Source organism: Parapusillimonas granuli, assembly GCF_013416525.1.
Taxonomy (GTDB): domain Bacteria; phylum Pseudomonadota; class Gammaproteobacteria; order Burkholderiales; family Burkholderiaceae_B; genus Parapusillimonas; species Parapusillimonas granuli.
In genome coordinates this window covers 1-20,620 of the sequence record NZ_JACCEM010000005.1, presented here as the reverse complement: position 1 = coordinate 20,620, position 20,620 = coordinate 1, and the positions used below count along the sequence as shown (strand labels likewise).

The 20,620-nt window shown below is 57.7% G+C and carries 19 protein-coding genes and 2 pseudogenes; 7 read left to right on the top strand and 14 right to left on the bottom strand.

Translation table 11 applies throughout. The annotated features are described in order from the left end of the window. Positions 1-8: 8 nt before the first annotated feature. A complete protein-coding gene (locus H0A72_RS10005; RefSeq protein WP_343060273.1) occupies positions 9-1,052 on the bottom strand; it encodes an Ldh family oxidoreductase in 1,044 nt (347 codons plus the stop codon). A 136-nt stretch (positions 1,053-1,188) separates the two neighbouring features. On the opposite strand from H0A72_RS10005, the gene H0A72_RS10000 reads away from it, so the two are divergent. Both H0A72_RS10000 and H0A72_RS09995 read left to right on the top strand, forming a co-directional pair. Next, a complete protein-coding gene (locus tag H0A72_RS10000; RefSeq protein ID WP_180154951.1) occupies positions 1,189-1,890 on the top strand; it encodes a GntR family transcriptional regulator in 702 nt (233 codons plus the stop codon). A 17-nt stretch (positions 1,891-1,907) separates the two neighbouring features. Further along, complete coding sequence (locus H0A72_RS09995; RefSeq protein WP_180154950.1) at positions 1,908-2,879, top strand: Bug family tripartite tricarboxylate transporter substrate binding protein; 972 nt, start codon at positions 1,908-1,910, stop codon at positions 2,877-2,879. 38 nt (positions 2,880-2,917) lie between these two features. Here H0A72_RS09995 and H0A72_RS09990 read toward each other — a convergent pair whose 3' ends face one another. Together H0A72_RS09990 and H0A72_RS09985 are read right to left on the bottom strand one after the other, a co-directional pair. Then, on the bottom strand, positions 2,918-3,373 hold the full coding sequence (locus H0A72_RS09990; RefSeq protein ID WP_180154949.1) for a hypothetical protein: 456 nt from the start codon (positions 3,371-3,373) through the stop codon (positions 2,918-2,920). A 25-nt stretch (positions 3,374-3,398) separates the two neighbouring features. Then, positions 3,399-5,408 carry a S8 family serine peptidase gene (locus H0A72_RS09985; protein ID WP_180154948.1) on the bottom strand — a complete coding sequence of 670 codons (2,010 nt, stop codon included), beginning with the start codon at positions 5,406-5,408 and terminating at the stop codon, positions 3,399-3,401. 630 nt (positions 5,409-6,038) lie between these two features. Here H0A72_RS09985 and H0A72_RS09980 point away from each other — a divergent pair. Then, the gene (locus H0A72_RS09980; protein ID WP_180154934.1) at positions 6,039-6,182 is read left to right on the top strand and encodes a hypothetical protein; all 144 of its coding nucleotides are present in this window, start codon (positions 6,039-6,041) and stop codon (positions 6,180-6,182) included. On the opposite strand, the pseudogene H0A72_RS09975 reads toward H0A72_RS09980, so the two are convergent. The 4 genes and pseudogenes from H0A72_RS09975 to H0A72_RS09960 all read right to left on the bottom strand — a co-directional run bounded on the left by H0A72_RS09975 (position 6,136) and on the right by H0A72_RS09960 (position 9,168). Next, positions 6,136-6,466: pseudogene (locus H0A72_RS09975) on the bottom strand (helix-turn-helix domain-containing protein). The gene H0A72_RS09980 and the pseudogene H0A72_RS09975 overlap by 47 nt on opposite strands. Before the next feature lie 107 nt (positions 6,467-6,573). Then, positions 6,574-7,104, bottom strand: a complete 531-nt coding sequence (locus tag H0A72_RS09970) for a Fic family protein (RefSeq protein ID WP_180154947.1) — start codon at positions 7,102-7,104, stop codon at positions 6,574-6,576. Between the two features lie 25 nt (positions 7,105-7,129). Beyond that, complete coding sequence (locus H0A72_RS09965) at positions 7,130-7,402, bottom strand: LexA family transcriptional regulator (protein WP_180154946.1); 273 nt, start codon at positions 7,400-7,402, stop codon at positions 7,130-7,132. Positions 7,403-7,695: 293 nt separating this feature from the next. Beyond that, the gene (locus tag H0A72_RS09960) at positions 7,696-9,168 is read right to left on the bottom strand and encodes a cryptochrome/photolyase family protein (RefSeq protein ID WP_180154945.1); all 1,473 of its coding nucleotides are present in this window, start codon (positions 9,166-9,168) and stop codon (positions 7,696-7,698) included. 326 nt (positions 9,169-9,494) lie between these two features. On the opposite strand from H0A72_RS09960, the gene H0A72_RS09955 reads away from it, so the two are divergent. After that, positions 9,495-11,039 carry a M10 family metallopeptidase C-terminal domain-containing protein gene (locus H0A72_RS09955; protein WP_180154944.1) on the top strand — a complete coding sequence of 515 codons (1,545 nt, stop codon included), beginning with the start codon at positions 9,495-9,497 and terminating at the stop codon, positions 11,037-11,039. Positions 11,040-11,194: 155 nt separating this feature from the next. On the opposite strand, the gene H0A72_RS09950 is transcribed toward H0A72_RS09955, so the two are convergent. The 4 genes from H0A72_RS09950 to H0A72_RS09935 all read right to left on the bottom strand — a co-directional run bounded on the left by H0A72_RS09950 (position 11,195) and on the right by H0A72_RS09935 (position 13,290). Continuing rightward, positions 11,195-11,530: a hypothetical protein gene (locus tag H0A72_RS09950; protein WP_180154943.1), complete on the bottom strand. Its 336-nt coding sequence runs from the start codon at positions 11,528-11,530 to the stop codon at positions 11,195-11,197. A gap of 369 nt (positions 11,531-11,899) precedes the next feature. Then, positions 11,900-12,136, bottom strand: coding sequence for a type II toxin-antitoxin system RelE/ParE family toxin (locus H0A72_RS09945; protein ID WP_180154942.1), 237 nt, complete (start codon positions 12,134-12,136; stop codon positions 11,900-11,902). Then, positions 12,133-12,366: a TA system antitoxin ParD family protein gene (locus tag H0A72_RS09940; protein WP_180154941.1), complete on the bottom strand. Its 234-nt coding sequence runs from the start codon at positions 12,364-12,366 to the stop codon at positions 12,133-12,135. The genes H0A72_RS09945 and H0A72_RS09940 overlap by 4 nt, the downstream gene beginning before the upstream one ends. A gap of 189 nt (positions 12,367-12,555) precedes the next feature. Continuing rightward, positions 12,556-13,290, bottom strand: a complete 735-nt coding sequence (locus H0A72_RS09935) for a nucleoside deaminase (protein WP_218953263.1) — start codon at positions 13,288-13,290, stop codon at positions 12,556-12,558. A 151-nt stretch (positions 13,291-13,441) separates the two neighbouring features. Here H0A72_RS09935 and H0A72_RS09930 point away from each other — a divergent pair, with 151 nt between their 5' ends. Further along, a complete protein-coding gene (locus H0A72_RS09930) occupies positions 13,442-14,047 on the top strand; it encodes a hypothetical protein (protein WP_180154940.1) in 606 nt (201 codons plus the stop codon). Here H0A72_RS09930 and H0A72_RS09925 read toward each other — a convergent pair. Further along, a complete protein-coding gene (locus H0A72_RS09925; protein WP_180154939.1) occupies positions 13,963-16,035 on the bottom strand; it encodes an acyltransferase family protein in 2,073 nt (690 codons plus the stop codon). The genes H0A72_RS09930 and H0A72_RS09925 overlap by 85 nt on opposite strands. Before the next feature lie 475 nt (positions 16,036-16,510). Here H0A72_RS09925 and H0A72_RS09920 point away from each other — a divergent pair, with 475 nt between their 5' ends. After that, a complete protein-coding gene (locus tag H0A72_RS09920) occupies positions 16,511-17,710 on the top strand; it encodes a tyrosine-type recombinase/integrase (protein WP_180154938.1) in 1,200 nt (399 codons plus the stop codon). Positions 17,711-17,751: 41 nt separating this feature from the next. On the opposite strand, the pseudogene H0A72_RS22150 reads toward H0A72_RS09920, so the two are convergent. Beyond that, positions 17,752-17,901: pseudogene (locus tag H0A72_RS22150) on the bottom strand (Fis family transcriptional regulator); the annotation flags it as partial. A gap of 212 nt (positions 17,902-18,113) precedes the next feature. On the opposite strand from H0A72_RS22150, the gene H0A72_RS22435 reads away from it, so the two are divergent. After that, positions 18,114-20,000, top strand: a complete 1,887-nt coding sequence (locus H0A72_RS22435; protein ID WP_180154937.1) for a calcium-binding protein — start codon at positions 18,114-18,116, stop codon at positions 19,998-20,000. Positions 20,001-20,455: 455 nt separating this feature from the next. Here the strand turns inward: H0A72_RS22435 and H0A72_RS09910 are convergent. Beyond that, positions 20,456-20,620: transposase domain-containing protein (locus tag H0A72_RS09910; protein WP_180154936.1), on the bottom strand; the 165-nt coding region annotated here is incomplete at its 5' end.

Below are 20,620 nucleotides of genomic sequence, written 5' to 3'. Positions count from 1 at the left end.
CCCCGTAATCAAGTTGCATTTATCTTTTCTCCAGTTTTGGTATTGGATTGCGCACGATCGTTTCGTGCCATGTCCTGAATCTGCGCCCACACGGCGGGCGCCAGGGTGATCTGCTGCTGCAAGCTGCTGTCGCGCTTGCTTCTGGCACGGTCGCCCGGCACACGCACTGGGTTTCCAGGCTCGGCAGCAGGCGATGCGCGCAGCGCGTCCATGAACTGCCCAATGATTTGCGCAGACTGCTCTTGCGGCTCCAGCACGATGAACACGTCCCCTTTATTGCAGTGGTGCTCGGAGTCGAGCGTTCCCCTGACATCGCGCCCCAATGCACTGCCCGTCAAGCTGGCCACCAGCAGTTCAAATCCCAGCCCCAATCCATAGCCTTTGGCGCCGCCGAATGGCGCAATGGCGCCGTGCTTTGCCGCTTTTGCATCAGTGGTTGGCCGGCCGTCCTGATCGACCGCCCAACCTTCAGGAATCGGCACGGAGCGGTTCGCATGGTCGTGGATCTTGCCCATGGAGACCAGACTGGTGGCCATATCAAGCACGAAAGGTTCCGGCACGGCCGGCACCCCAATGGCGATGGGATTGGTCCCGAGCATGGCCTGGCTGCCGCCCCATGGGTGAACCAAGGCTTCGCTGATGGTAAGTGCGATCAGTATCTGGCCCTGACGAGCAACCCGTTCGGCATACCAGGCCAACATCCCGAGATGGTCGCAGCCTCGGATGGCCGCCACCGCTACCCCGGTGTCGCGCGCCCGTTCGGAAATCTTGGCGATCGCATCCAGCGCAACCACCGGCCCCAGGCCGTGATTGCCTTCGATGCGGTAAAGCGATGGCATCGCCCATACGCCCTTGCCCACCGTGCCCGGATCGCACACGCCATTGCGTATGCGTTCGATTACGCGGGGCAGACGCAGCAAACCGTGCGAAGCCACCCCGCGCAACTCTGCTTCAAGAAGCAGCGACAACTGGGTTTGCGCATGTTGCTCTGGCACCCCTGCGTTACGCAGCGCCGCCAGACTTTTGTCAGTGACTTCTTCTACCGTGAGCACGATACCGTTCCTTTTGTGCACAGCCGTCTCGGCTATACTTTTGTTTCAATTTTCGATATCATATCCGATATGAAATTTTATCGTCAAGCAAACAGCAGGTCGGCCTACGCTTGGCGACACCGCTCAAGGGATAACCATGAAACCGTTTCTTTATCCAGAAGAACCGCATAGCCGCGGCAATCCTATTCAAGAACGCCGACCTCTCAGCGACGAAATCTACGAGGCGCTGGTAACGGAACTCATCTCGCTACGGATTCCGCCCAATGCGCGAATGTCGGTCGATGCGTTGGCGCGGCAGTTCGGCGTGTCACAGACCCCAATTCGGGGAGCCCTGATCCGTCTGGAGACGGAGGGCTTGGTGGTGAAGAAGCACAACGCGGGATACAGCGCCGCGCCCCTGCCATCGGGTAAGCATTTCGAAGAGGCGTACTTGATGCGCACCTTGCTTGAACCCGAAGCCGCCAGTCTGGCCGCTGCCAATGTAAAGCCCGAAGACATACATGCGCTCAGGGCGTTGTGCGACCACATGGAACAACTGGTCACTGAGGACACGCAAGGCAATTACGGACGTTTCGCCATGCTCGACGGCCAGTTCCATGCGCGCATCACCGAAATGTGCGGCAACGAATTGCTGCAGCACACGCTGCAAGGTCTATATGCCCACATGCATCTGTTCCGCCTGCGCTATCACTCGTCGGTGGCGGAAGAAGCAATCAAAGAGCATCTGGCCATTGTCGAGGCTATTTCCCGCTGCGACTCTGGCGCAGCCCGCAGCGCGATGGCAAACCATATCCAAGCATCGCGCGACCGCATGAAACCCTATTACCAACACCTTTAAACCAACCGGGAGGCAACATGAAGAAAAAACTATCACTTTTGCTTGGAGCGCTGCTGATCAGCACCACGACTTTAACCATGGCCCAGGCCGACAAACCCATTTCCATCATTGTGACCGTGCCACCGGGCGGGTCCTCTGATGCCTTGGCGCGTGTCGCGGCAAACACGCTCAGCGAAAAAATAAAGCGGCCTGTTGTCGTCGAGAATGTGACGGGTGCGGGCGGGCTGGTGGGAATGCAACGCTTCCTGCGCACACGAAATGACGGCAATACACTGCTGTTCATCAACCAGGCACTGGTGATCATTCCCCACCTGCAACAAAACAGCACTTATGATCCGATCAAAGACTTTCAGCCGCTGGGCATAGTCGCTTCCGTGCCCATGATGCTTTCCGTAAGCAATGGATTCAAGGCGCAAGACGTAAAGTCGTTGATCAGCACCATGAAAGAAAAGCCGGGCGAAATCAACTTCGGCTCCGGCGGCCCGGGCACGACGGCACACTTTGCCGAAGCGCTTTTTGTCAATCTGGCAGATGCAAAAGCCGAGCTGGTCCAGTATCGAGGTTCGGGTCCTGCTTTGGTCGACCTCATGGCCGGCACCATCGATGCCGTCATCGACCAGACCGTCACCATGGCCTCTTTGCATGCGGACAAGCGCGTCCGGGCCCTGGCTGTGACGGGAGACAAACGCGTGGATCAGGCGCCTGACGTTCCGACCTTCACAGAGGCCGGCTTGCCAAGCTTTGACCTGGAGATCTGGAACGGCCTTTTCGCCGCCGCCGGAACACCGCCCGATGCCTTGGCGGAGCTGAATCAAGCCATTGCAAGTGTGGTGACGGACCCCGGGTTCATCGAGAAAATAAAGGGCTTCGGCGGCACCGTACCGCAAGGCGATAAACAAGGGCCGGAAGCCTTGAAGCAGCTTGTAATCAAGGACGCGCAGCGCGTGAAAGATCTTTCCGCGCAGGGCGCCTTCGGCGCACAGAAGTGACGGGATGGGGTCGGATCCAACGGGCCTGACCCCGCCCTCTAATACGCTCGCGCCGTTCCGCGGCTGATGGCCAGGCGCACGGATGCTGCGGGCAGGCGCTGCTGCAGCGGCGCCAAGGCGGCCACCGCCGTCGGGAAATCCGCATAGCGCACCAGAGCGATGCCGGTGGCGGCGAAGTACTGGATCGACACCGGGGCGGGGCCGGGTCCGGTGCTCGAACGAATCTCGGCTTCCGATGCCCCCGTGATAAGAATTTCGTTTGCGCTGCTTACCACCAGACCTTGGCTGTCAACCAATAGACTGGCGCCATCGGCGCCCTTCTGCGGCAGCAGCCGATAGGATTGCTTGCCTACGCTGTAGACCGGCAGATTGCCGAGTTGGCCAAGCTGGTCGGCCGGAATCCTGCTACCAGGCGCATACGTACCGGCGGCTTCAGCGCCAAAAGCCAGCACGACCGCAGCAACGCCGCCCAAAATACCGTTGATCCATTTCATGATGTGTCCTTGTGTCAGGCAAGACCTATTGTGCAATGATACGAGCCTGCGCATGCAAGAGATAGTCGGACGGGGCGGCGGCGCCGCCGAAGCAGCTCAGGGAAACAGCGCGCTCATATCTCCCCGCCGCGTTCTCCCGGGCGTAATTCAGGGGAAGGTCAGGGTTGGCCGCCACCAGGTAGACTTTCCAATCGCCGGCCGCGGGCTCGCCATAGAAAGCCACGCTGCTCATGCCGTAATCCTCGAAGCTCGTGATTTCTTGTGAACGAAAAATATCATTGGGCAGCTTCAGCAGCGACATCGTGCCCGACGGCGACTGCACGGCAATACCGACGGAGCCCAGGCAAACGTTATTGCCAGACAGGCGGACCTGCACGGTGTCCGCGACCTGCTCCGCCATGCTCAGGGTTCCCAGCAGCGTGATTTCCCGGTAGGGGAGATCACGCGCTTGCGCATTGGTCACACCGGCTTCCGCGAAGTGCTCCGCATACTGGTCGCCCTGGTACCAAACGCTAATATTCTGGAATTCGGGTATCTTGACATCGTCGAGCCGGCTAAGCTGTGGATTCCGTTTGTATTGTTGCGCCAATTCTATGGCTCGCGCCGTATCGGGTACCCCAAACCCATACCAGTTCGAATACTCGTGGCCGGCGCCGTTCTTCTGCCAGCCCAGGTCGATGGGGAACACCTTGGAGCCAGGCCGGATGTCGTCTTTGCCGCCCAATTCTTCAAGCAATTGATTGGTGACGAGATCCATGCGCGCGCCGTAAGGAATCAGGCCCTGCGGGTGGGGCGACCCTTGCAGGTAGCCGGCGTCGACCTTGCGCGCCGACATTCGCAGAATGTCGCGAACGTCCCGCCAGCTTAGATCGGGATTGGCGGCGAGCATCAACGCGACCACCCCGGAGATGGTCGGCGTCGCCGCCGATGTGCCGTTCATGTAAGAGTAGTCGCAATCGGGGTTGTCAGGCACGCCATTGCGCTGCGATTCGCCGCGCAGAAAAGCCGTTTTTGCGCTTTTGGTGCTATAGCCTAAAGTGCAGCCTCGCATATCGGTGGAGAATATGGTGGGTCCGCTGTAGTCGTCGGTGGCCGCTTCACCATAAGTACCGCCGGCGCCATATTCGCCGCCCAGGCCACTGATCCAGTTGACCGAGCCCACGCTGCTGTAGCTGCTGGATTCGCCGAACGCATTGACCGCCGCCACCACGATGGTGTTGGGTTCCTTCGGCCCCAGCTCGTCGTTGCCAGGGTTGCTGCAATCGTAATACGCTGCGCCAAGCCCACACTCGTAGCTGTGAAAATCATTGCCCGCCGCTTTCAGGTAAATGGCCCCCTTGCCGCCACGCAACTTCTTGAGCGAGCGCATGATCGGTGTGTAGCTATCGTCTTCGGAGTCGTACGAAAAGGGCGCCCCGGAGTATCCCAGCGAAGCGTTGATGACGTCCGCAGAGCTGGACCACGGCGCGCCGCCCATTGCAGCCGCCCAGCCCGCAACGCTTTGATGCTCAAGGAAGTTGACACCGCCGACTCGCGCGCGCGGAGCGATGCCCATCACGCCTTTGCCGTTCTGAGCAGCGGCAATGATGCCCGCCACCGCCGTGCCGTGGGGAGCCGCCGAGGTCGTCGGAGCTGTGGGATGGGGATCTTGAGTATTCGAACCCAAGTTCCAGGATAGCGAGAAGTCCGCATTGGGAGCCAGATCTTCGTTGTGAAGATCGACACCCGAATCGACCACCAGCACGTTCACGCCCTGGCCCTTGATGCCCTGCCGATGCACCGGTTCAACGTTCAAGTCCATCCCGCCACCGAAAACGTCCGGGTAGTCCTTGAAATAGCTGTCTTGATAATTCAATGCCCATTGGAATGTGTACAAAGGTTCCGACGCACCTGTCTTGCATGCATAGGGGCCGGATTCGACGCAGACGACGTCAGGAATCGGCGGTGCGTCGGATCCGCCCGAACCATCGCAGGCGGCAAGCGCGATTGAAAGAAAGGAAAGCAGCGTCCAGCGTACGGAAGTTTTTGTTTTCATGGGCATCATGGATGTTAACTACGCAGGCAAATGGCATGGGGCCGTGCCGCGACTCGACTTTGTCTGCGCAGTATACCTTCATAGACACCTTTACTTACACAAATTCGATATTCGCATGTTTTAAGGGGTGAGACCTCATGCCGAATATTGCCGAACCGTAAGGTGAACTTAATACATGGCCATCCTGCTTTAGCTCAGATATCCTGACTAACGCGCTGATAGCGATACTTTTTCACACCGCAAAGGATGGCTCTGGCAGCGGGCATTTACGTCTGTCCTGATCTGGACCAAGATCAACGCATATGCAGAACGATAAGCTTCTATGATCTGGCGGAGCTGATCACGTTCGGAGCGCTCGTCTTCGACCAGTCCGCCATGATTCGTTATGCTACGAGGAGGACGGACCCCATGCCAGCGACAGTGGTGGGGTCGGACCCCTCATGATCCGACGTCGCTGTTTGCCGACGAAGACACCGAAGTCTTCATAGACCGCACGTCCGGCCTCGTCAATGCAAAGCGTCGCCGCAGGCTGCATCCGGGCTGGCGCCGATCTTCGATGATGAAACGTTAAGGATCATCGCCTGGGCCTGCGAGCGATCCGCCTCCAGCGGACAACCGCTTGCGCTGCGCATGCCCGTTCATCTGAAGGCCTTGCTGACAGCCGTCATCGTGTCGCCCAAGGCGCCGATCCGATTCGTCAAGCTAGTCTCGGAAATGGTCCATCGCATCAGCCATGCCATGGTGGCGCGGGGAAGCTGGCCCGTCGCCGCCTAGAGCGCATGCGGCCGGACTTCCGCAGGCGCTCGCTATTTTCCTGTTGGGCAATATGCGGATTGGGTGACGCCCAGACGATGGGCCCTCTCGGTTTGCGTAAGGCCAAGATGCTCGCGCCATGCCTTGACAGGACTGGCGCCATCGACGGTGCGACTAATCACGTCATGGGGGATCAGATCGCGATCTTCAACATGGCTGGCGATGTACTCGTCGTGGGGGATGACCACGAAAGCAGGCTTTCCGCCTGGTCCGTTAATGATCTGGATGTTAGTACGTGCGTTCATCGCGCTTCCTCAAACGTGCGGCAGATTTTTGGTATGCCTCGGTAAAGGCTTCGGCCAGGAAATGGTGCCGACCGCGTTCATAAAAGGCGAGCAAGCCGAACATGTAATCACGGCCTTTGATGTCCGAGAAGGAGAACGGCGCGAGGGACTGCCGTATGAACGGGACATTCGTGTGTAATGGCGTTCGCCTTGTCGCAGAACTGCTCGAAAATCTCGCGCAGCTGATGGGGGTTGTCGGGCAGTATATAGCGACTGTCATGGAACCTTACGACGACCGACCGCAGTGCGCCAACGCCCGAGTCATCGGCCAGTAAACCTTTGATGACCAGCGATTGAATGTCGAACAGGTCTCGTTTGCCGAGCTGCAAATGAGTGCCATGATCCCTCAGGAAGGTGATGGCCTCTTTGTGGTTCAGCATGATGCGCAACTGCTGCTCGGTCAAACCTTCGGGACGTTCTCCGAGTTCTATCAATGTCTTGGTGTCCAGCCAGGAGATGTTGACGTTCTCAAGGTTGGACGACGCATGGGTCAGGTCGATAAGCAATGATGACAGTACCCGCGCGTACGATTTCCCCTTTTCTTTTGCCTGAGCGACCCCATCAACGGTTCCGGCAGTTTCCAGTTGGGCATCCGTCAATAGAAACGAGCGGTTGGGCTGATAGTTATCGAGCGGAGCGGGGTTGTAAGCGACAGCCGGTCTGAGCCAAGGGGGCACGCGACAAGTCCCAGCGCAACCAGGCATCCGATGCCCTATTGATGCGATATGCCTTGCCTTCTGGTTCCAGGAGGCCAGCTTGCACCAGCTTCTTGATATCCCAAAAAATAGTGGTCCGTTCAAGACCAAGCGCAGCGAAATCGGCCACAGACTGCAATTCTTCCGGCATTTGAACAAACTGCTCAAAAATGCGTTGTTGGCGGGAAGTAAGCTTTTCCATGTGACTGGTGCTGGGCTGCTGTTATGTTGCATGGATGGTTGCACGCCTGCAACCATCCATGCAACATAACGTTGGCTTGCCGGACAAGGTGATGGCGGCGAACTACCGCACTGTGCTGCCGGATGCCGGGTTGCCACAAAAAGAGCAGGAGAAACACGCGACGTCTGCTCGAATCTCGCGGAACGCTGTCCCTCAAGGACGACAATCCATCGTCGTGCGTCCCGTCTGGTGCGTGGCGCCCAGGGGCGCTGCCTGCCGGCATCGGTGAATCGAATTCCTCAAACGCCCAGCGGTCATTGCTCGGATAAAAACGAAAAGCGCATCAGGGTCCGGGTCCTTGCGCGTGCATGATCCACCACAGGCAAAGGGTAGTCCACGCCCAAACGCAGCCCGCAAGCCGCGAGCTCCGCCGGCTTCATCGCAGCAGGATAGTGGATACGCGCAGTGGGCACTTTTGACAGCTCCGGAAGATAACGGCGAATGAAGTTCCCGTCGGGGTCGAAGCGCTGCGATTGCGTCACCGGGTTGAATATGCGGAACCAAGGCTGCGCATCGCAGCCCGTGGACGCGGCCCATTGCCAGCCGCCATTGTTGGCAGCCAGGTCATAGTCGTTAAGGTGCTGAGCAAAAAAACGTTCGCCGCGGCGCCAATCGATACCCAGGTCTTTGGTCAAAAAGCTGGCCACCACCATACGTAGGCGATTGTGCATGTAGCCGGTTTGCAGCAGTTGGCGCAACGCCGCATCCACCAGCGGATAGCCGGTGCGGGCCGCAGACCAAGCGTTCCAAAGATCGGGCGCATCATCCCACTGCACACGGTCGTAGCCGGACTTGAAAGATTGCGTGACGAGCTGCGGGTTGTGCCACAGGATCATAAAGTAGAAGTCACGCCAGGCCAGTTCCGACAGCCAGACCCGCGCGCCCGCACAACCCTGCGCTGCCTGCTTGGCGGCCAGCGCTGCCACCTGGCGTATGGAAATCGTGCCAAAGCGCAAGTGCACCGACAGGTAGGACACCCCCTTGCGTCCTGGATAGTCGCGCGCTTCTTGGTAGGCTGACATGCGCGGCAAAAAGTCCTGAAGCAGGCGCTGCGCGCCGCTGGTTCCCGTGGGCAATGCCAGGTCCCGCAGATTGGTGGGAGCAAAGCCCAGGTCCGCCAGCGCGGGCAGAATCTGACCCGCAGGCCGCGGCGCCAAGTGGTGGGCGTAGCATTCGATGGGGTAGGGTTTGAGCTGAAAATCGTCCAGCTTTTGCAGCCACGCGCGGTAGTAGGGCGTGAATACGCTGTACGGTCGACCTTGCTGGGTCAGCACCTCGTCCCGATCAAGCAGCGCATGGTCTTTGTAATCGCTGAAGCCGACTCCTGCGGCACGCAAGGCGTCCGCTACAATTCGATCGCGCGCAATGGCTTCGGGCTCGTAATCGCGATTGGCCAAGACTTCCCGCACGCCCAGCTCTTGCGCCAGCTGGACGATGCACTGCACCGCCGGACCATGTCGCACGATAAGCCCGCCGCCGCGAACGCCGCTCCGCGCGGCCAGTGCCTGAAGGCTGGAGTTCAGCTCCAGCACGCTCTCGTGTATGAACTCCACCCGCCGGTCCACACGGGTGGGCAACGCATCCAGGAGGTCGGTGTCGAACACGAAGGCGCAATACACTTTCTTGTAACGGCGCAGCGCATGATACAGCGCGGCATGGTCGTCGCAGCGCAGGTCGCGCCGCAGCCACACCAGGGCACTAGGGACCGAGTCGTCGGTGTTTTGCAATGGAGATCCTTACTGGTGACGAAAGCCGGATCGCAGGTACGCGGTGTCATCACACCTACAAGTGGTCGCGGCTGGCGCTACATATTGCCGCGTAGAGGTATTTCGATCAAGGATGCATTATAGGAAGGCGTTCGACTGCCACCTTGCGAGAGATAGGCTTCATGCATCACCTCTCTGCCAGCCAACAAGCGCTCGCGGCCGCGGGATGCCAATCGGACCCGGGACTTGGCGAGCCGGAAATGACATATCTTGATACAAGATCCCGATTTCTTGCTAATATCACGTCCACGAAGGGAATCATCCCAACATGCACTCAGGAGACATCGATGGCTTTGCCTATCTGGACCGATCAACAAGTCTTGAATCAACTGAACAGTGGCCTAACCTGGAAGCAAGCAGTCATCACCTACCGCTTTGCGCAGGATGGCTCGGAACTCAACTTCCAGGAAGGTGAAGCGGCCGGCTTCACGTCTTTCACTGCCGTGCAGCAACAATTCGCGCATATTGCCATGGCCTTGTGGGATGAGCTGATCCCGCAGACACTTCAGTTCACCAATGGCCCAAAGGCAGACATCGATTTTTCCAACACCACGACCGCGATCGGATACGCCCACGCCTACTACCCCCCGCAGGGCAGCGCCTATTTCAATACGAATTCGGACACATGGACGCCTTACATCGGCGGCAACGGTTTTATGACCTTTGTCCATGAAATGGGCCATCTGCTGGGTTTGGACCATATGGGCGACTATAACGGCGCCGATAACAAGGGCGCATCGTCCTGGCAGGACAGCACGGTCTGGTCGGTGATGTCTTATTACGGCCCGTCCGAACGCACCGGCCACGGGGATGTGGCCTGGGCCGACTGGATGGGCATGGACGGCGTGCTGCACCGGCCCCAAACGCCGATGATCAACGACATCATGGCCATACAGCATATGTACGGCGCCGCCGAGGCGCGCGGCGGCAACACGATCTATGGGTTTGGCTCCACCGTCACGGGCCTGACCGCCGACGTCTATGATTTCTCGGTCAACCTGAACCCCATCCTGACCATCTACGACAGCGGCGGCGTGGATACGCTCAATTTGAGTGGCTGGGGCACCGATAGTCATGTGGACCTGCGTCCTGGGAATTTTTCGTCCGCCAACGGAATGACGAACAACATCGGCATTGCGCGCGGCGTGCTGATCGAGAACGTGATCACCGGCGCCGGTAATGATTCGATCACCGTCAATGCCGCCAACAATGTCATCGATGGCGGCGCGGGCATCGACCGCGTGTTCTTTTCCGGCGATTTCTTCAACTACAAGATCAGCTATGATCTCGGCAGCCGTCAATATACGGTGGCCGACAACACCGGTGCGGAAGGCGCGAACGTGCTCGTCAACATTGAACTGGCCGGCTTCAAAAACTACAACGCCAACGTCAACGACATAACGCCCGGCGTACATCGATTCTTCAATGCGCAGTCCGGCGCACACCTGTTCACATCCAACAACGACGAGGCCTCGGCTGTCCTGGACATGGGCGGGTTCCAGTACGAAGGCCTGGCGTTCGAACGGCTGCTCAATATGACCGACAGCATCGCCGTACACCGCTTCTTCAACAGCGCCAATGGCGACCACTTCCTTACCGCGGATGCCAACGAAGTTGCCCATTTGCGGGCACTTGATGGTGGCTACCAGTACGAAGGCGTCGCCTTCCAGGCCTACGGCAGCCAGGTGGACGACGCACTGACAGCGCTGCACCGGTTCAGCAACAACGAGACAGGGGTGCATTTCTACACGGCCGATGCGGCGGAAGCCGAGGCGGTCAAGCTCAGCGGCTACTGGCAGGATGAAGGCATAGCCTTCTATGTGGTCGGTTGATCTCTGGCCAGCTGTTGCGGGGCGGCACGGCCCCGCGAGGGCGGCGCCTTGCCGCTGTTATTCACGTACTTCACCGGCTCCAAAACAGGTAGTGCACAGCTTGTAACCCGTCCCGTTGCAACTGCTGCACATCCGACTGTAATGGGGGTCGTGGCCTATACGGTCGCAATACACGCGCCGCCGCCGCTGCACATGGGGCAAGTCTTGTATTTCAACACGCCGCTCGAGCCCCGCTGCCCGCCGGCTCGAGGGTGCAGGCTGCTGCTTTTCCCCGCATCAGCGTCGGCCCAGTTCATCAGCGCCCTGGCCACAATAAAAATGAGCACTGACGCAGCCAGGCGCCACTCTGTGGGGCCTGTGTGAAAGAACACGGCGTAGGCAATGCCGTCGATGGCCGCGATTAAAACTGAAAAAATAAAGACGAACCGCCACAGCAATATCAAGACGATGAAACCAATCAGGTAGTGCCACCAAGTCAGATCACCGTCCATGTCATGCTCCCGCGCCAACGATTCATAACGCGGCAGTGCCGTGGTCAGCCTGAGGATTCATCTGCCCGATGCCCGGCAATGCCTTAACTGCCTGTCTATGCATTCCGTGATAGGGAAGTTCTTCCGGGCAATGCTTCGCGGCGCGAGCCGCCAGGAGTCCCGCTCCTGCTGTGCTCGGGTAGCCACGCAATCGCATCGATATTGCGGATAGGACGCGGAAGTGCGCCGATTCTCGCAGAACTTGCGGTTGGAGCTGACCCCAAAAATGGTGGACACCGGCGAACTTCGCAACCAGCTGGCGCAGTGGATTACGGACGCGGCCACTAGAAACCGGATACTGATCGATAACCCGGCCGCGCTCTATGGCTTTTAATCGAGATACACCAGTTGAACACCGTCATCGCGGGTGTAGCCAAGCAGGTAGAGCTGACCGAGGCAACGGAACTTGTAGACCCATAGCTCGGACAGGTCACCTTTTTTCTTATCCCCGATGTCGGGGTTTTGGGCCACGACTTCGACAGCCGCATTCACTTCGGCCACCGCGTTGTCGTGCAGCTTTTTGTAGATGCGGACAAAGCGTCGGGTTTGCCGGACTTCCCAGCTCATGCCTTGGAGGCCGAACGGGGCACGAAGACCGTACTGTCCTCACGCGGCTCCGCCATGCTCATTAGGCTCTCGGCGATGAACGAAGCGGGCAGGTCCGGGTTATCAAGCGCCGCCCGACCCACTTTGGCCCAGAACTCGACCTGGCCTTGCACGGTACGGAACTCCGCTTTGGCGGCAGCGCGTGCAGCGCTGACCAAGCTTTCATCGATACGCACGGACACGGTGCTCATCACGGCCTCCTTTGAATCACGCTTACCACAATTGTAGTCAGACGCCATTCCGCAGTCAAATTCATGACCGATTTGCGTTACCAGGAGTTCCCGCCGGAATGAGGCGCCGGTAGCCTGGACGGTCGCCTCAGCGTCTGGATGTTTGCGCGGCCGCATGGGGCTAGACCCCATGCCTGCACCCCATCGACATCAATACGGATGCCTGTCCTTCTTCGCCATCCATGCCTCATAAGCTTTCAGCCCCACATCGCGCTCAAAGTTTTCAGTGACCGCTATACGCCTGTCGGCCCATGGCTTGGCAAAGTCCTCGTATTGGAAGGCGTCGTCGAAGCCGATCTGGCTGGTGTCTTTCAAACTGGCCGCGAAATACACATGATCAATGCGGGACCAGTAAATGGCGCTCATGCACATGGGGCAGGGGGCGCCGTTGATGTAAATTTCGCAACCTTTCAGCATGCGGGCGCGCTCGGGCACCGGGTCCGGCGAGCCGCTTTCCCTGGGTATCATTTCAAGTATGGTGCCCGCGCCGTACTCGGAACCCAGCAGTGCCTTGGGATTCAGCCTTGCCGACGCGTCCATGATGGCGGTGACCTCGGCGTGAAACACCGGTATGCCGGTCAGAAGCACGCGATTCTGGCCACGGCCTATGATCTCCCCGTCTTTCACAATGACCGCCCCGAACGGGCCGCCCCAACCTTTTTCGACGGACTCGATCGCAAGACGCGTCGCCTCTTCCATGAACTTGCGTTTATTCGGATCAGTCTTCGCCTTGACGGGGGCTTCCGAGGGTGCTGCGCTGGCCATGGAGCCGGACATGGCGGCCGCAGTGGCCAGTGTACCGGCCAGCGTGCGGCCAAGAAATTTGCGTCGGTCAACATGCTGTTGGCAATTGCATTGGGTCGATGAACAATCCGGTGAAGTCATAGAATGCCTCTTTGGAAGATTAGTTCGCCGCAGGTGCGACGAATTGTAATTAAACCAGACCAGATGAAGATGCGGCAAAAAATGTCGCGCGAGGAAAGTCCACGGGGTCCGACCCCAACAGCGAATTGGAGAGCACCGAATGCCAAGTGTCATGCGTACTTTGCTGATCGCAAAAACAAAAGATAAAGAATTGCTGTACGGCCATTCCATCCTCTGGGAGCTCTCGGGGCTGGACTACGTAGTTAACAAGTGGAAGAAGTGCAGCCTGGGCGATATCTCGATCTACTTCAAGGATCTGCCCACCGAGGACGAGGTCGATGCAGCATTGAAGAACGGGGCCTTTGATCTTGCGCCGGATCTTGACGTTCAAATTCCCCTGGATCTTCCGGAGTCGGAAAACTTGTTCATCGAGAAAAGCTACGAGGAAGAAAACTTCAATCCTTTATCGGATCTTTGCTGTTCTGCAACCGTGCGCTTCAGCGAACTTTCGCCGGACAGCGCAGGCATGACCGACATTCCACGCCGTTACAACGCGGCCTTTGAGCGAATCAGGGACGACTTCCATATCGATATCCTGAAGATGCCTCATTTGCTGGGCAGCTTCACGGTATTCCGGCCCACAAGGATCGAAGAAAACTTCAAGGGTTTCCAAAGCGACGATGCCGCCGGTTCCTATTCGGCTCCGCTCACCTTCCCCAACAAGCGGGGCAGGATTTTTTGCGCCAGGTACTTGGAGCCGGAAGCAGACAGGTGCTGATCGTCGACATACATGATCCCCGCCCTTCCCGGACCGGTCCGGATAAGGCAGCCGGCTTCATTGCACAACTCCTTCATCGCCGATATATAGGGCACATTCGCATGCCGCATCCGGGCCTCCAGCACGGCGTCGAACTCTTGCAATGACGGCAACAGACCGAAGCTGATGCGTTCGCCTGCCGGTGTCGCGCCATGGCGCCAGTAGTAGTTGAACAGGATCTGCTGCAAGCCGGCGCGCCAAACGGGTATGGGCCCAAGCACCACGATGCGGCTATCAGGGGCTGCTTGGTGAATCACTCGGACCGCTTCTTCCAGCAAATCCGCCATCCGGTTCGCGTCGCTCAGGTAATAGCGCCAAACCGCATGAAGCAAGATGGTATCCGGCGCATGAACGCGCAGTGTATCCAGTACAGCGCCGTTCACAAAAGATAGCGGCCGCTTCATGTTGTTGAACATTTCTGATGTGAACAATGGCGCCGTCGCATCCGTCGTGTATTGCCAAATGGCGAATGGTTCACTGGCGCGCAGCGCGTCCAATCCGACACGAAGCGACGCCGCATGCGAATCGCCCCATAGCATGATGCTGGGATGGCCGTCAGGAAAACAATCCGCCCGCTCGCCCAAGCCCTTGCCGGAATAGATCATGTTGTGGCAAATACCGCGCCTCAGCCCCGCCATCCAGGCTTCGTCCCGCAGGCCCGTGGCCAACTCGTCGCGCAGCTCGGCCGGCAGCCGTTGGGGCGCTCCCTGCAGCATCCATATCGAGCACGCGGCCACGGCCGTCGCCGTCATCGCCAAGGAAAGCGACGCCACTTTACCAGCGCGCGTGCCACGTTGGCGCAAAGGCTTTTCTATGTACCGATAACTCAGCCACGCCAACAAAAAGCTTAGCGACACCATCGCCAGCGTCAGGTTTCGCGTGGCGACGTATGACCCATCGCTGTTCGCGTTCGCAGCCAAAGCCAGCAGCGGCCAGTGCCATAGGTATAGCGGGTAGCTGATCAAACCGATACCCACCATGACATGGCGGGATAGCAATAAGCGATTCATGGCGGCGCGAGGGCCGGCCGCGATCAACAGCACCGAGCCCAGCACCGGCATCAGCGCACCTAGGCCCGGAAAGACGCCACTGGGCGAGAGGATGAAGAAAGACGCCGTCACCAAAGCCAGCCCGATAAGGCTGGCGAGATGCCGCAAGACCTCTCCCGCCTCTCTTTCCTTCCTGAAGCCGAAGCTTGCATTGAAAGCAAGCAGCGCCCGCACCATGGCGGGCTTCGGATACTGCATCAAATATGCGAGCAAGCCGCCGGCCCCCAGTTCCCAGAACCTGGACAACGGCGAATAAAACGCCCAGGAACGGTCAACCTCCACAAGATAGACGCTGTATAGAAAAGACACCGCGATGAGCACCGCCATCGTCCAGCCCATATGAATGGAGCGCCTGAAAATGGCGAAGAGCAGCAGCGGCCACACCACGTAGAATTGCTCTTCGATGCCCAGCGACCATAAATGCAGCACAGGGTTGGACTCGGCTATCCCCGCGAAGTAGCCGGTATCCGTTGCAAACAAAATATTGGCGATGAACGCGACGCCGCCGAGTGTGTTGACTGCAAGCTTTTCATAGTCCGAAGGCAGAAAGACGAACGCGCCGGCAAGCAAGGAAAACAGCAGAACCACCACCAACACAGGAAAGAGCCGCAAGATCCGCCTGGCGTAAAAGTCCAGAAGGCTGAACGCTCCTCGCTCGAAACTCTTCAAAAGTATGGTGGTGATTAAAAACCCTGAGATAACGAAAAAGACATCCACTCCCGCAAAGCCGCCCGCCAATGCTTGCGGAAACGCGTGGTACACCAAGACCCCAAGAACCGCAACGGCGCGCAAGCCGTCTATGTCGGGTCGGTATGCTGGATGTGTAGCGATGTCGCTTACATGATGGGATGCGGGTCGACCGTCAGTCGAGTTGGCGGCTGCGGCCGCAGTGATAGTCATGTTTCTTGAAAAGGTTTGAAAATCTGTGTGCGCTAGGCATTGTAGCCAAAGCACCTAAGATAAGGCGCGCGCATGGCAACGGCTCGATAGCGATGCCATCGGCATGGCAAAGAAGAACCGGACTTTGACTTGCCCGATGAAGCCCGCGACGACGAACTCGTGTTCTACACCTGCATGTTAAGAGACAAGTCGGGCCCAGGTGGACACCGGGCCATGATCTGCGTCAAGCAGCTTGCAGAAAGACGGCCCCTGATGGGCGCAATGAGCTTTCGCCTCGCTGAGCGGTCAATTCGATACGGTCCGAGAACTTGTCCGTACCTCCATCTCGAATAGAAATTTCCACTTGACAAAAATCCTAAATTTTGGACTTCGTCGCCAGATATCAAGTTCGAGCGTTCTCGCACCGCTCGGCCCGACGGGCAGCCAGCCTGCCGTCAGCCGTCATGGCTAGGTGTGCGGTACAGGACACTTGAAAATGAAGCTGCATATCACTGAGAAAGCCGTCAAAGAAGCCATCGTTCCCGCCGGGAAAAAGCACATTCTGATATTTGACACGGAACAGACCGGCTTTGCCGTGCAGAAAACCGGGCCAGGTAGCATGAGCTACATCATCCTTTACAGGAACGAACAAAAAAAGCAACGTCAGGAAAGACTCGGCGCCGTGGGTGAAATTTCCGCGAATGCGGCGCGTTCTCTTGCACGCTCTTTCCTGGCTGAGCTGAAGGAGAAAAAGCAGGGCGTGCCCAGAGGCCGTACAGTGCTCGCACCGACGATGGACGAGTTCTTCTATAAGACTTTCTTGCCAAAAGTGAAGCTGGAGAGCCGTTCGTATGAAACCCACGCTTCGATATACCGTAATCACATTCAGGCCGAGTTCGGCCAGCGCCGCATGAACGAGGTCGACGGTGACGAGATCGTCGACTATGCCGGCCGACTGAAAGAGAAACAGGCCTCCGGTGGCCGCTGGGCCAAGGCGTCCTCCCGCACTTTGTCGGACGGGACAGTCAAGCGCATTTTGATTCTGGTGCGCCACATTTTCAACGAGGCTATTCGCACCAAGAGCACGAATGTGACGGAGAACCCCACGCACGCCATCCAGTTGACCACCGTGCGCAAAATCGTAGGCAAGTTCCTTTCCCGTGCACAATTGAAAGCCCTACTCAAGGCCGCCGAGGCGTCACAGAACGCTGACCTTGCCGACATCATCAAAGTGATGGGGGCCACGGGCCTGCGCCGTGACAACGTCCTTGCGATGCGCTGGTCGTGGTTCGACGAGGTACGCGCAACCCTGAGTGTCCCCGCAGAGGAGGACAAAGCCAAGAAGGGCTTCGTGCTGCATCTTTCATCCGGCGTAGTCGACATCCTGCAGCATCGGCTGGAAACAGCTGGTTCGGATTGGGTCTTCCCGAATCCGAAAACCGGAAGGCCGTATCACTCCTGCCGCAATGCCTGGGTAACGGCCCGCGAGAATGCCGGCCTGCCCGGCTTGCGGATGCACGACCTGCGCCACACGTACGCCTCGATGATGCTGGACAGCGGTTCGGACATTGTCGATGTGCAACAGGCGCTGGGCCACACTCAGCTGAAAACGACCGCCGGCTATCTGCATTTGACCGAGGGCCGGAAGCGGCACAACGCCAACGCCGCCGCCCAGACGACCGGGCTGTTCGCGTAGAGACCTTCGCCTGATTTATAGCCCGCTTGGCGGGCTGTTTTCTAAGCAAGTTCAATACGCAGGTTTTTGCCCAGGGCCTTGGCTGCACTGCTTGGAGTGGTCAGTCTCAGGCTGGTATCAGCTTCGTCAAGCAAGCGATTCAGGGCAGCGCGACTGGTGTGCATTTTTTCAGCCAAGGCGGTTTTGACAAGGAGGAATATGGGGTCTAAGCTCCAAATGCTGGAATGCTTGTACGCAGGGCTTTTCTCTGTAAATCGGACTGATTCAAGTCGCACGTACTTTTTTATCTGCTTGTACGCGAGCTCGTCAAAGAAAAAAATTCGGTAAATCAGTAGGTTGTTGAAGTGAGCAGCTTACGCTCACTGCGGGTACTGATATCAAGACTGGTGGCGCAGGTGATGATGTGTTCCTAGGCGACCAAGTTGCTCAGGGCGGCTTGTTGCGCGACTCCCTCAATAACACCGACATGCTAGATGGTGCTGGGGGTCACAACAAACTGATTGCGACCGTCACGGCCAATGTCACGCCCGCATCTCTTGCAAACATCCAAGACATCCAGGTTACGAACGCTGGTGTCGGTCTTAGCACGGTGACTCTGACGAACGCAGGGCAAGTCGAAAAGCTGAGTACCGCAGGTAACACAAACGCGATTACTTTCAACAACGTCCAAACGGCTCTTAAAGAGCTGTCCATTTCCAACAACACAACTGATGTAAGCGTGAACACCGTAGCTGCGGCCTTGGCTGGCGCGGCAGATGTTCTGAACGTTAATCTTGCTTCGGTCACGAACGGCGCTCTGAGCGCCACTGTGGCGACCGGTACCAATGGCTACGAAACAATCGCCATCAATAGCGACGGTGCGGTAGCCAACACGCTGGCAAGTGTGGCCGGCGCAACCAGCACCAATACCTTGAAAGTGGCTGGCTCGCAAAACCTGACGGTCACCACTTCGCTGGCTGCTACGGTCAGGACCATAAACGCAGCTGATTTCGCCGGCAATTTGAATGTTACCCACACCAATGCCGCACAATTGAACATCACTGGCGGTAAGGGCAATGACACCTTTATTCTGGGTAACACCTTCGTGGGTGCCGAGAATGCGACAGCCGCCAATCGTGATGTAATAAATGGTGGTGAAGGTCGCGATACGTTGAGCATCGCATCCGCTCAAGCTACCGCTGCGTCGGCCGCTGCCCAAACGACAGTCACCAACATTGAACGTATTCTTGTTTCTGACGCTGTAGCAGGAAATATCGACCTCACTAAATTCGCTAGTGCAGACACCCTTGCATTTGGAAACGCCACTATTGGCGCTCACATCTTCACATTGGGCAATGGCAACACGGTCGAATTCGTTACTGGAGTCGCAGGGAATAGCGCCCGTGCCTTCCAAATCGAAGGCGTTGGTACTACTGATGCGCTTACCTTGAAGGCTGTAGCGGGAACCGATTTTGGCACTTCAGCACAAAGCTTCAACGGCATTGAACAGCTGACCATTGACACGGGTACCGCTGCTGCTGGCACAGTAACCTTTGGTGGTGCAGTGACCCTGACTCCCACCGCTGGCGGTACAGGCAAGATTGTTGCAACTGGCGGCAATAATCTGACGCTCGCCGGTACAGTAACTGCTGACGAGATCGATGCGTCTGGTCTTTCTGGTACGGCGGCACTGGATATGACTGGTGGTGGCTTGGCAGGCGCTGGCAAGGTGACAGGTGGTGCCGGTAATGACACCATTATTGGTTCCGCCGGCAACGATGTGCTCGTCGGTGGTGCTGGTAACAACAATATCAGCGGTGGCGCTGGCAATGATGTGATTATTGGCGGCACAGGTAATGATATTATTACCGGTGGTGCGGGCGTCGACGTTATGACGGGTGGTGCCGGTGCGAACGTTTTTGCGTTTGCAAGTGGCTCGCTGGGCGCTACCCCTACCGCATCGAACTTTGACACGATCACTGATTGGGCCGCAGGTACGGGCAATAGGATCGATTTCGGTGCAACGGCGATTACCGTGGACGCAGGTACCGGCACAGGCTTGACAGTCAATGCAAAAGGGTTGGTAACTGCAGGTGCAGCTGACCTCAACGCCTTCGTGACTGCGCTTGGAAACTCCTCTACTACGGCTGCAGGCAGTGCCATTGTTTACTCCAACGGAACTGATAGCTACTTGTTCATTTCCGACGGAACTGCAGGTCTGGGCGCGAATGATACATTCGTCAAGCTCACAGGCGTTAATGCAACTGACGGTTTGACGCTGAACGCCGGCGATATTGTTGGTATTGCTTAATTTGACTTCTTCAGATCAAGTAATATTGCGATATCTGAACTCCTGATTCTACTAAGCCAGGGAAAAATCAGGAGGATCGCAAAAAATCGGCTGATTTCGCCTATATCGTCTACAGTATTGCTGGATGAGATCAATAAAACGATTTCTTAATAATTTCAGAAGTAGAATAGGTGATTAGGATCGGCACAAAGGCCTCACAATTACGGTTGTGGGGCCTTCTTTTTTGTGCGCTCAGCATGAGCGCACTCTTGTGGGTGCAAGTCCCGCCGCGAGCTGACCACAGTGAGCGAAGCGAAGCGCAACTGCGTGAGGGTGACCGAACGTGGGGAGGAAGCGTGGAGCGAAACTGCGAGCCGATGGACAAGAATCGGATAGAAGGCGCTGCCAAGCAGGGCGAGCGGGGTAAGCGTCCGCGCATCACACATTGACTCGGCCGCGTAAGCGGCCGATATCTTTTAGGCGGTGGTGAGCGGAGCCCAGTTATGCGGCAAGCGCGCTTCGATCCTGTTATTCGGATGCGTCGGCAGGCGTGTGAGCACATCCTTCAGATAGGCATACGGATCATGCCCATTCATCTTGGCTGATTGGATGAGACTCATGGCGGCAGCCGCCCGCCGGCC

Bases quoted from the DNA above. Each gene is read 5' to 3' on its own strand.
- H0A72_RS10000 (WP_180154951.1), top strand. From the start codon at position 1,189: ATGAAACCGTTTCTTTATCCAGAAGAACCGCATAGCCGCGGCAATCCT.
- H0A72_RS09995 (WP_180154950.1), top strand. From the start codon at position 1,908: ATGAAGAAAAAACTATCACTTTTGCTTGGAGCGCTGCTGATCAGCACC.
- H0A72_RS09990 (WP_180154949.1), bottom strand. From the start codon at position 3,373: ATGAAATGGATCAACGGTATTTTGGGCGGCGTTGCTGCGGTCGTGCTG.
- H0A72_RS09985 (WP_180154948.1), bottom strand. From the start codon at position 5,408: ATGAAAACAAAAACTTCCGTACGCTGGACGCTGCTTTCCTTTCTTTCA.
- H0A72_RS09980 (WP_180154934.1), top strand. From the start codon at position 6,039: ATGCCCGTTCATCTGAAGGCCTTGCTGACAGCCGTCATCGTGTCGCCC.
- H0A72_RS09965 (WP_180154946.1), bottom strand. From the start codon at position 7,402: ATGGAAAAGCTTACTTCCCGCCAACAACGCATTTTTGAGCAGTTTGTT.
- H0A72_RS09955 (WP_180154944.1), top strand. From the start codon at position 9,495: ATGGCTTTGCCTATCTGGACCGATCAACAAGTCTTGAATCAACTGAAC.
- H0A72_RS09950 (WP_180154943.1), bottom strand. From the start codon at position 11,530: ATGGACGGTGATCTGACTTGGTGGCACTACCTGATTGGTTTCATCGTC.
- H0A72_RS09945 (WP_180154942.1), bottom strand. From the start codon at position 12,136: ATGAGCTGGGAAGTCCGGCAAACCCGACGCTTTGTCCGCATCTACAAA.
- H0A72_RS09940 (WP_180154941.1), bottom strand. From the start codon at position 12,366: ATGAGCACCGTGTCCGTGCGTATCGATGAAAGCTTGGTCAGCGCTGCA.
- H0A72_RS09935 (WP_218953263.1), bottom strand. From the start codon at position 13,290: ATGACTTCACCGGATTGTTCATCGACCCAATGCAATTGCCAACAGCAT.
- H0A72_RS09930 (WP_180154940.1), top strand. From the start codon at position 13,442: ATGCGTACTTTGCTGATCGCAAAAACAAAAGATAAAGAATTGCTGTAC.
- H0A72_RS09925 (WP_180154939.1), bottom strand. From the start codon at position 16,035: ATGACTATCACTGCGGCCGCAGCCGCCAACTCGACTGACGGTCGACCC.
- H0A72_RS09920 (WP_180154938.1), top strand. From the start codon at position 16,511: ATGAAGCTGCATATCACTGAGAAAGCCGTCAAAGAAGCCATCGTTCCC.